Annotated in this window: 12 protein-coding genes; 10 read left to right on the top strand and 2 right to left on the bottom strand. The window is 64.3% G+C overall.

The window, feature by feature from the left end; genetic code table 11:
- Positions 1 to 100: 100 nt before the first annotated feature.
- On the top strand, positions 101 to 619 hold the full coding sequence (locus NKH71_RS14585) for a hypothetical protein (RefSeq protein ID WP_352895138.1): 519 nt from the start codon (positions 101 to 103) through the stop codon (positions 617 to 619).
- Positions 620 to 810: 191 nt separating this feature from the next.
- Here the strand turns inward: NKH71_RS14585 and NKH71_RS14580 are convergent, their stop codons facing one another.
- Positions 811 to 1,080 carry a DUF982 domain-containing protein gene (locus tag NKH71_RS14580; protein ID WP_023718100.1) on the bottom strand — a complete coding sequence of 90 codons (270 nt, stop codon included), beginning with the start codon at positions 1,078 to 1,080 and terminating at the stop codon, positions 811 to 813.
- Between the two features lie 137 nt (positions 1,081 to 1,217).
- A complete protein-coding gene (locus tag NKH71_RS14575) occupies positions 1,218 to 1,430 on the bottom strand; it encodes a hypothetical protein (protein ID WP_245278542.1) in 213 nt (70 codons plus the stop codon).
- A 341-nt stretch (positions 1,431 to 1,771) separates the two neighbouring features.
- On the opposite strand from NKH71_RS14575, the gene NKH71_RS14570 reads away from it, so the two are divergent.
- The 9 genes from NKH71_RS14570 to NKH71_RS14530 all read left to right on the top strand — a co-directional run bounded on the left by NKH71_RS14570 (position 1,772) and on the right by NKH71_RS14530 (position 9,476).
- Positions 1,772 to 2,248, top strand: a complete 477-nt coding sequence (locus NKH71_RS14570; protein WP_023718098.1) for an Hsp20 family protein — start codon at positions 1,772 to 1,774, stop codon at positions 2,246 to 2,248.
- 29 nt (positions 2,249 to 2,277) lie between these two features.
- Entirely contained in the window at positions 2,278 to 2,799 is a 522-nt protein-coding gene (locus NKH71_RS14565; protein ID WP_352516320.1) for an Hsp20/alpha crystallin family protein, read from the top strand.
- Positions 2,800 to 2,869: 70 nt separating this feature from the next.
- Entirely contained in the window at positions 2,870 to 3,550 is a 681-nt protein-coding gene (locus tag NKH71_RS14560) for a hypothetical protein (protein WP_352640930.1), read from the top strand.
- 109 nt (positions 3,551 to 3,659) lie between these two features.
- Entirely contained in the window at positions 3,660 to 4,262 is a 603-nt protein-coding gene (locus NKH71_RS14555) for a CDP-alcohol phosphatidyltransferase family protein (RefSeq protein ID WP_352816537.1), read from the top strand.
- A 26-nt stretch (positions 4,263 to 4,288) separates the two neighbouring features.
- Positions 4,289 to 6,076, top strand: a complete 1,788-nt coding sequence (locus NKH71_RS14550; RefSeq protein ID WP_352816534.1) for a bifunctional alpha/beta hydrolase/class I SAM-dependent methyltransferase — start codon at positions 4,289 to 4,291, stop codon at positions 6,074 to 6,076.
- Between the two features lie 2 nt (positions 6,077 to 6,078).
- On the top strand, positions 6,079 to 7,422 hold the full coding sequence (locus NKH71_RS14545; RefSeq protein ID WP_352481644.1) for a phosphatase PAP2/dual specificity phosphatase family protein: 1,344 nt from the start codon (positions 6,079 to 6,081) through the stop codon (positions 7,420 to 7,422).
- A complete protein-coding gene (locus NKH71_RS14540; protein WP_352788212.1) occupies positions 7,419 to 7,847 on the top strand; it encodes a hypothetical protein in 429 nt (142 codons plus the stop codon). Before NKH71_RS14545 ends, NKH71_RS14540 begins: the two co-directional genes overlap by 4 nt.
- Positions 7,848 to 7,855: 8 nt before the next feature.
- A complete protein-coding gene (locus NKH71_RS14535) occupies positions 7,856 to 8,518 on the top strand; it encodes a lysophospholipid acyltransferase family protein (RefSeq protein ID WP_352895137.1) in 663 nt (220 codons plus the stop codon).
- Between the two features lie 22 nt (positions 8,519 to 8,540).
- Positions 8,541 to 9,476, top strand: coding sequence for a phosphatidate cytidylyltransferase (locus NKH71_RS14530; protein ID WP_352481711.1), 936 nt, complete (start codon positions 8,541 to 8,543; stop codon positions 9,474 to 9,476).
- Positions 9,477 to 9,534 lie beyond the last annotated feature (58 nt).

Here is a 9,534-nt window from a genome sequence, read left to right as displayed (position 1 = left end):
GACATGCGAAGCGCGCCGAAGTCATCGCAGAAACGCCCATACATTCGTCATGTCCGCGGCGATGGCAGTGCTGGCACCACGTCGATCCAAAGGAAAGTAGATGAGTGCGTTCTCTCTTTCATCGGACGGGAAACTTGCGATAACGGCGAGCCAGACGTCGTCCAAAAATGACTTCGACTATTTGGTGGGCAACTGGAACATCAGGAACCGTACGTTGAAGGAACCGCTGGCCGGCAGCGACGAGTGGGAGGAATTCGACGCGACCCAAGAGTTCCGCCAAATCCTGGTGGGTTTGGGCAACTTCGACATTTTTCGTACGGAGTTGGGAGGAAAGCCGTTCGAGGGCCTCACCGTGCGATTGTTCGATCCAAAGACGCGTCTCTGGACGATCCACTGGGCCGACAGCAACGCGGGCAAACTCGACGACGGAAAGGTGGGCTCGTTCAATGGCGACGAAGGCGAATTCTTCGGCCGTGAGGTTGTGGCCGGCAAGGACGTTATCGTAAAATTCCACTGGGATAAGCGCAACCCGCAAACCCCGATTTACAGCCGTGCGTTCTCCGCTGATGCAGGCAGAACGTGGGAATGGAATTGGTACTCGAACTTTTCACGACGGTGACTAACTGAGTTGGCCCAAGCAAAATCCCGCTCCTTCGCGTGTAGCCAAGGGAAATCCCGAGCCGGACTCTTATGTCAGTGGGTACAAGTCAGGTGGGTACCACTAGACAGCGGACAAAGTCTCCGGAGTGGGGGAAAGGCAGCTGCCTCTCCCCACTTGTTTTGGATCTCACAATATCGGAGGGGTCCGGACTAGCCGGCGTGGTCGACAGGCTTGCGGGCCGATGCGAGCAACCCGGCCTTGCGCGCCGCCCTGGCGAAGGCCTTGCGCGCATCACGCGCGGTGTGCCAACCGTCGAGCGCGTCCCGGCAGGTCCGATAGGCAGCGCGCCAACTCCGGCCGCGTGCACGGTCCGGCCACTGCTGGCGCATGCATTCGATGGCTTCCCAACTGCTGGCGACCTTGCGCTCGCTGGATTGGAATTTCAACGTGATCGGCTCGGCAAAGCGGACGTCGTCCATCACTTCCTCCGTGTCTTGTGATCGTCTTCTTGTTTGAGCAGCAACGTCATGCTGGCGGGCACCGGCGGCCGGCCGGCGCCGCTGAAGGACATGGTTCGTCTCTCTGCGCGGTTCAAGAGCATCGCGGAAATGGCCGGTTATTCCTCCTCGTCCGGCCCTTGCAGCAGTTCGATCAGCATCGCTACTCTTGCCGTCGGCAGCGGTCGGCCCTCGTTCACCAGCGCCTCGTCGGCGGCGATCCAGGCCAGGGCCTCACGCAATTCTTGGACCGTCCCGTCTGTCGCCGCAATGTCGGCGATAACGGCGTCGTCGACCGGGCCCACCACAGAAATGATCTCGTCGCGTGTCATGGTCAGCTCCATCTGCGATTGCCGGGAACGGAGCCCCGGCAACAGAGGAATCTGGGTCTTGACCTGCGGCAGACAATAACCCGCCGGGGAACTCGGCGTTGGCGATTGAAGCCAGCTGGCAAACAGGCAATCTCCTGCCGGACATCTCGCCGCAAATAGGGAGATTGGCAGCCTCGCCGAACCGACCGAAAAACCGGCAACGCGAAAGCCGCCGGGTCTTGACTTGCGGCGGACAATAACCAGATCGATGGCACCGGTCGCCGAAATGGGGCCGGCGAAACCAGGGAGCGCCAGCTCTTTGGCGCTCCTCGTATCTATGTTGCTCGATGGAGGATGTAGCTATGAGAACCGCATTCGACTTTTCCCCGCTCTATCGGTCGAGCATCGGCTTCGACCGCGTCTTCAACCTGCTGGAAAATGCCCCGCAGGCTTTCGACGCGTGGCCGCCCTATGACATCGCGCGCAGCGGCGAGAACAACTACCGCGTCACCATCGCCGTCGCTGGCTTTTCCGAGGACGACCTCGAAATCACCCATGAACCCAACCTCCTGATTGTCTCCGGCCAGCACAAGGAGCCGGATAACGCGGAGTATCTGCATCATGGCCTCGCCGCACGGCCCTTTACCCGCCGTTTCGAGCTTGCTGATCACGTCAAGGTCGCGGGCGCCACGCTCGACAACGGCCTGCTCAGCATCGATCTGGTACGTGAGGTGCCCGAGGAGATGAAGCCTCGGCGCATCGCCATCGCGACCGATGTCGCCTCGCCGAAGACCGGGCCGAAGGTCGCGCAAGACGAAGCAAACAAGCAGGCTGCCTGAATGCACCAGTCGAGAAAGGAGACTATGCAATGGCTATTCGTGATCTCATTCCCTGGGGCCGGGAGAACAATCAGGCCCCCAGCCTGTTCCGCGACGGCGATCGCGATCCCTTCCTGACGCTGCATCGCGAGATGAACCGCTTGTTCGACGAGGCGTTCCGCGGCTTCGACACGCGGCTGCCGTCGCTCGGTGGCTTCTCCGCTGCCCGCGCCAGCTGGCCCAGTGTCGAAATCTCCGATGGCGAAAAGGAGATCCGCGTCACCGCCGAGATCCCCGGCATGGACGAGAAGGACATCGAGCTGCTGCTCGATGACGGCGTACTGACGCTGCGCGGCGAGAAGCGTGAAGAGACCGAGGACAAGGACAGGCAGTTCTCCGAACGCTTCTATGGCCGTTTCGAGCGGCGTATCCCGCTCGGCTACGAAGTCGACGAAGGCAAGGTGAACGCCGCGTTCCGGAACGGAGTGCTCAGCGTGACGCTGCCGAAGACGGAGCGCGCCCAGGCCAAGGCCAAGCGTATCGCCATCAACGACGGCAACGGCAAGTCCTGATGGCTCGCATCAGGACGACGACCCTCCCTTCTGCCCTGCCGGTTCCGGCGGGCAGAGGGGGCAACTGTCGATGACCCGTTCTCCCGACGCTCCGGTTCCGCCTGACCAGGCGCAGCAAGCCCTGCAGTGCCTGACGACCGAGCATTTCGTGCTGCAAAATGCTCGCGCCGCGACCATTCAGGAAGCGAACCAGCGAGCCGATCTGTTCCTGACCTCGGTCTCGAGCGCAACCATTGCCTTGTCCTTCGTCGCGCAGGTCACGGAGATGGGCAGGCCGTTCGTGCTGTTCAGCCTGATCTTGCTGCCTTGCCTTTTCTTCATCGGCCTGGTCACCTTCGCGCGCGCGGTGCAGGTTGCCATCGAGGACATGGTGCATGCCCGCGGCATGGCCAGGATCCGCCACTATTTCGTCGAGCTGACGCCCGTCCTGCAAAGATACCTTGTCAATTCCACCCATGACGATCCCTCGGCGGTGCTGGTCGACAAGGGCCTCAGGCCCTCACCGCTGCAATATTTCATGACCACCGCGGGGATGGTGGGCACGATCAATGGCGCCATCGCCGGCGTCTTCACCGGCATCGTTGTAAAGTCCGCGTTTGGCGGGGGCATGACGCTCGGCGTGATTTGCGGGCTGCTGGTCTTCGCCGCATGCATTCTCATCCTACGGCGTTACCACAGTCGCGCCTGGGCGGCGGCCGAACAAAGCTTGCCCGCACTGTTCCCGGGCGACAATGTCAACAGCGAAAGCTAGCGCCGACACATCCGGATGTCGAAAAGTGGCAGGGCGACGCCCTTGCGTCTTGCGCGCCAATTGACCATCCTCGCCAACATTATTTGCACCGCGGCCGGGGGGTTCGCATATGCCGACGCTTTATGCGCTGAAACCGGCCTTTCAGGCCAGGTTGCGGCCGCTTGCCGACGGACTGGCCAGGGCCGGCGTCACCGCCAACCAGATCACGCTGCTGGCCGCTGCCCTCTCGCTCTTCACCGGCCTTGTGGTGGCAGCCCTTGCCGGCCACCGCATGGTCTTTCTGCTGATGCCGCTCGTGCTGTTTACGCGAATGGCGCTGAATGCCATCGACGGCATGCTGGCAAGGGAACATGGCCAGGCCTCGAAGCTCGGCATGTATCTCAACGAGCTCTGCGATGTTGTCTCCGATCTCGCTTTGATCCTGGCCTTTGCCGTCATTTTTCCTGCCTGGGGCGTCGTTGCATTCGCTATCGCGGCGGTGATTGCGGAATTCGCCGGCGTGCTCGGCATCGCGGCCGGAGCGGGGCGCAACTATGCCGGCCCCTTCGGCAAAAGCGATCGGGCGCTGGCGCTTGGCATCCTCGCGGTGCTTATCGCGTCCGGCCTGTGGGTCCCGGCGCTCACGCCGCTCGTGTTTCCAGCCATGGCTACACTCTCGCTGGTGACCGCCATCAACCGGATACGCGGCGGCCTTAACGGGAGCGGCAGCTGAATTCCGGTCTCGCCAGGGAGAACAACATGCTTCACCAACAGACGGTTGCCGCCGTGGCTCCAGCCAACATCGAGCGGGTGGCGCAGGAGCGCAGCTTCAAGAGCCATGACGGCACCGAGATCTTCTATCGCTATTGGCCGGCGCCGTCGGAACACCGCAAGGGTGCCATCCTGCTGTTCCATCGCGGCCACGAGCATGGCGGCCGCATGGCGCATCTGGTCGACGAGCTCCAGATGCCCGACCACGCCTTCTATGCCTGGGACGCGCGTGGCAATGGCCGCTCCGCCGGCGAGCGCGGCTATGCGCCGTCGTTTGCCGCGCTGGTGCGCGACATCGATTGCTTCGTGCGCGAGATCGGCAGTGACGGCTTTGCCCGGCGCGATATAGCGTTGATCGCGCAATCCTTCGGCGCCGTGCTTGCCGCCGCCTGGGTGCACGACTATGCGCCTGACATTCGCGCCCTGGTGCTGGCCTCGCCGGCCTTCTCGGTCAAGCTCTACGTGCCCTTCGCCAAGCAAGGCATTGCGTTGTGGCAGAAGCTGAAGGGCCGTTTCTTCGTCAATTCCTACGTCAAGGCGAAATTCCTGACGCATGATCCCGAGCGCATCGCCTCCTTCGACGCCGACCCACTGATCACCCGGCCGATCGCCTCCAACATCCTGGTCGAACTCTACGACCACGCAGCGCGCATCGTCGCCGATGCCCGCGCCATCACCGTGCCGACACAGCTTCTGATCTCCGGCAGCGACTGGGTGGTGCGGCATGGACCGCAGCACGAGTTTTTCGTCAATCTGGCGAGCCCGGCCAAGGAGCGGCATGTGCTGCCCGGCTTCTTCCACGACACTTTGGGCGAGCGCGACCGCCACAAGGCACTCGACCTGATCAGGCCTTTCCTCGAAAAGCAGTTCGCGGCGCCGGAAAAGCCGCTCGACCTGACCGGGGCCGACCGCGCCGGCTACACACGCGACGAGGCCGACCGGCTGGCCTCGCCGCTGCCGCTACTGTCACCCAAAGGTCTCTACTGGGCAATGAGCCGCGCCTCGATCCGCATGGGCGCATGGCTGTCGTCCGGCATGAAGACCGGGATTGCCACCGGCTTCGATTCCGGCTCGACGCTCGACTATGTCTACGAGAACGATGCGCGGGGCATCGGCCCCGGCGGCCGCATGATCGACCGCACCTTTCTCGATGCTATTGGCTGGCGCGGCATCCGCCAGCGCAAGCTGCATCTGGAAGAGCTGATCGGCAGTGCCGCTGAGACGCTGAAGGCCGCCGGCCGGCCGGTCCATATCGTCGATATCGCCGCCGGCCATGGCCGCTACGTGCTCGATGCTGTGCAGAAATGCGCCGAGCCGCCGGCCAGCGTGCGGCTGCAGGATTTCTCCGAGCTCAACATCTCGCTCGGCCGCAAGCTGATCGCCGAGCGCAAGCTGCCGGCGAGCGTCTCGTTCCATCAAGGTGACGCCTTCGACGCCACGATGCTGGCCGGCCTCGACCCGGCGCCGGATCTCGCCATCGTCTCGGGGCTCTACGAATTGTTTTCCGACAATGCCATGATCGCCCGCTCGCTCGGTGGACTGGCCGGCGCCATGCAGCCCGGAAGCCTGCTCGTCTACACCAACCAGCCCTGGCATCCGCAGCTCGAGATGATCGCGCGCAGCCTGACCTCGCATCGCGGCGGCCAGGCCTGGGTGATGCGCCGGCGCACGCAGGCCGAGATGGACCAGCTGGTGGCGGGCGCCGGATTCGAGAAGCTCGACCAGCGCATCGACCAGTGGGGCATCTTCACCGTTTCGATCGCCCGGCGCGTCTGAGCATGGACTTGCCTGCCTCTGCCTTGCCTCGCGATGCCCCTGCCCTTCCGGCCTTGCCGCGCGAGCCGTATCCCGGGATAGTCCTGCGCGCCGCGCTGTGGCTGGCATTTCTGGCGCCGTTCTTCTACTCCACCTACGGCTTCGCCAACTGGCTGGCGTCGCGGCGCGACGATGTCGGCAGCATCGTCTTCGGCTGGGAGCATGGCATCCCGTTCCTTGCCTGGACGATCGTGCCCTACTGGTCGATCAATCTATTCTACGGCCTGTCGCTGCTGTTGAACAATTCGAAGAACGGCGTCGACCGCCTCGCCGGCCGCTATCTGACGGCGCAGATCATCGCCGTCGCCTGCTTTATCCTGTTCCCGCTGACGGCGACCTTCGTGCGTCCGCAGACAAGCGGCCTGCCCGGTTTCATGTTCGCCGTGCTCGGCGGCTTCGACAAGCCCTTCAACCAGGCGCCGTCGCTGCACATCGCACTACTGGTCATCATCTGGGACCATTGGCGTCACAGGTTGACCGGCATCGCCGGCGCCGCCTGGCATGTCTGGTGTTTCCTGATCGGCGCCTCGGTGCTGACGACGTGGCAGCACCATTTCATCGACATTCCGACCGGCGCGCTGCTCGGCCTTTTCGCTCTGTGGCTGTTTCCGCGCGACGGCGAGCTGCCATTCGACGGCTTCCGCCTGAGCGTTGACCCGAAAGCGCGGCGGCTGGCGCTGTTCTATGCGCTCGGCGCAAGCCTTGCGCTGGCCAGTGCCGCTGCCGGCGCGTTGGTCTCGGCGCTGTGGCTCATCCTGTTGTGGCCGGCACTGGCGCTGGCCATCGTCGCTTTCGCCTATGCCGGCGCCGGCGCCAAAGTGTTCCAGAAAACAGCTGATGGCCGCGTGTCGCTGGCCAGCCGTCTCCTGCTTTGGCCCTACCGCCTTGTTGCCAGGGTCAATGTGTGGGCGTGGACGCGAAAGCTTCCAGCGCAGATCGTCATCGCCGACGGTGTTTGCCTCGGCCGTTTTCCGACCGCCGCCGAGGCCGACGCCTTCGGCACGGTGGTCGATCTTGCCGGCGAATTGGAAAGGCCGCGTGGCGCCTCGATCCGCTGGGTAAGCCTGCCCATGGTCGACCTTTTGCCGCCGTCTCGCGAGGCGCGTGCGCAAGCGGTGGCGGCGATCGAGACGGCGCGGGGCCAGGGCACGGTGCTGGTCTGCTGTGCGCTTGGCTTCCAGCGCAGCGCCGCCGTCGTCGCCGAATGGCTGGTCGCCAGCGGCCGGGCCGACACGCCGGCTCAGGCGCGAGGCAAGCTCGCCGCCGCGGGCCGGCCGGTGCATCTTGGCGTGGACGCACCGGCATGACCGCCTTTCGAGATAGGGCCGAGACGTTCGCCGCCGGGCTGATGGTGCAGGTGGCATGGCCGCTGCTGCTGGTTGCCGCTGCCTTGCTGGCGGCGCCGGTCGTCGGCCTGGCGGCAGTGCCGCAAACATCGTCGCTGTCGGCGGTAGCCTGGCTGATCGCCGCAGCGGGTGCCATAGCCACAATCATTCTCTCGGCCCTGCTTTTGTTCGACGCGCTGCTGTTCCGGCTGATGGCCAGCCACGCCAGCGAGGCAGGCGGCGGTGCCGCGGTCGACGATGTGCTGGCGCGCATGCGGCTGAAACCCACGGCGGCCGGCGGCCGCTCGCTCGACCAGCGGATAGCCGGCACGCGCCGCCTGCTTGCCAAGCAGCGCATCGCCTTCGGCCTGTTCGCGGCGGCCTCGGTCGTCGCGGCATTCTTTTGAGCCCGTCGATGACAAAGCTTCGTGTCAGCACCTATACCCTGCTGCAGACGGTGACCTCGGTCGGCCTGTCGGCGCTGGCCTGGGCGGTCACCGGCGTGCGGCCGATCTGGAACGGCAGCCAGCCATCGGACCGGCAGCGCATCTACTTCGCCAACCATGCCAGCCACGGCGATTTCATCCTGCTGTCGGCCTGCCTCAGCGAGAAGGAGCGCGCCCGTACCCATGCGGTGGCCGCCGCCGATTATTGGGGCAAGACGCGGCTGCGCCGTTTCATTGCCGAGGACATGCTGTCTTCCGTGCTGATCCACCGGCAGTGGACGGATGAAACGCAGCACCCGATCTCGATCATGCTGTCAGTGCTCGATCAGGGCCATTCGCTGATCCTGTTTCCCGAAGGCACGCGCAACATGACTGACGAACCGCTGCTGCCGTTCCGCTCCGGCCTCTACAATCTGTCGATGGCGCGGCCCGATGTCGAACTCATCCCGTGCTGGATTGAGAACATGTCGCGGGTGCTGCCCAAGGGGCAATTCGTGCCGGTGCCGCTGCTTTGCCGTGTCGTCTTCGGCGCGCCGATCGCTATTCAACCGGGTGAGGAACGCCGCGCCTTTCTCGACCGCGCCCGCGAAACGCTGCTGGCGCTGAACCCCCGGCCGCAGCGAGACGATTGAGAACCAAGGCAAAATGCTGCCGATGATGCACGAAACCCTCATTCTGATTGTCGGCCTGCTGGCGGTGCTGATCAGCGCCAGCGTCGTCGCCGGCGTCTTGTCATGGCGCGCGCCAAAACCGTTGTCGCCGACGCTGGTCAACCTCACCCAGCGCATCAATGCCTGGTGGGTGATGGTGGTGGCGATCACCGTTGCCTTCTTCTTCGGCCGCCCCGGCATGACCATCCTGTTCGCGCTGATTTCCTTCGCCGCCCTGCGCGAATTCGTGACGCTGACACACAGCCGCCGCAGCGACCACTGGGTGCTGCTCGGCATGTTCGGCATCGTCATCCCGTTCCAGTACTGGCTGGTGTGGACCGCCTGGTACGGGCTCTTCACCATCTTCATCCCGGTCTACTGCTTCCTGCTGATGCCGGCGATCACCGCACTGCACGGCGACACCGAACGCTTTCTCGAGCGCGTCTCGGCGCAGCAATGGGCGGTCATGATCTCGGTCTACTGCGTCAGCCACGTGCCGGCGCTGCTAACACTCGAAGTACCCGGTTTCGAAGGCCGCAACCTGTTGCTGATCGCCTTCCTGATCGTCACCGTGCAAGGCAGCGACGTGCTGCAATATATCTTCGGCAAACTGTTCGGCCGCCACCTCCTGGCGCCGACGGTCTCGCCGTCGAAGACCTGGGAGGGACTGGTCGGCGGGCTGGCGGCGTCGAGCCTGCTCGGCGCGCTGCTGTCGTTCCTGACGCCGTTTTCGCCGCTGCAGGCGGCCGGCGTCGCTCTGGTCGCCTGCCTGATGGGATTCTTCGGCGGGCTGGTCGCCTCCGCCATCAAGCGCGATCAGGGCGTCAAGGACTGGGGCCACCTGATCGAAGGCCATGGCGGCATGATGGACCGTGCCGACAGCCTGGTCTTCGCCGCCCCGGTGTTCTTCCATACCGTGCGCTATTTCTGGACGGTGTGAGGGGTACGCACCCTTTGCCGCGGCACCGTCCGGACGGTTCAGCGCAATCCTTGCGAAG

It is taken from the genome of Mesorhizobium sp. M0983, assembly GCF_040318975.1.
Classification (GTDB): Bacteria; Pseudomonadota; Alphaproteobacteria; order Rhizobiales; family Rhizobiaceae; genus Mesorhizobium.
The sequence above is the reverse complement of the archived record's forward strand: the minus strand, read 5'-3'. Positions and strand labels throughout refer to the sequence as shown.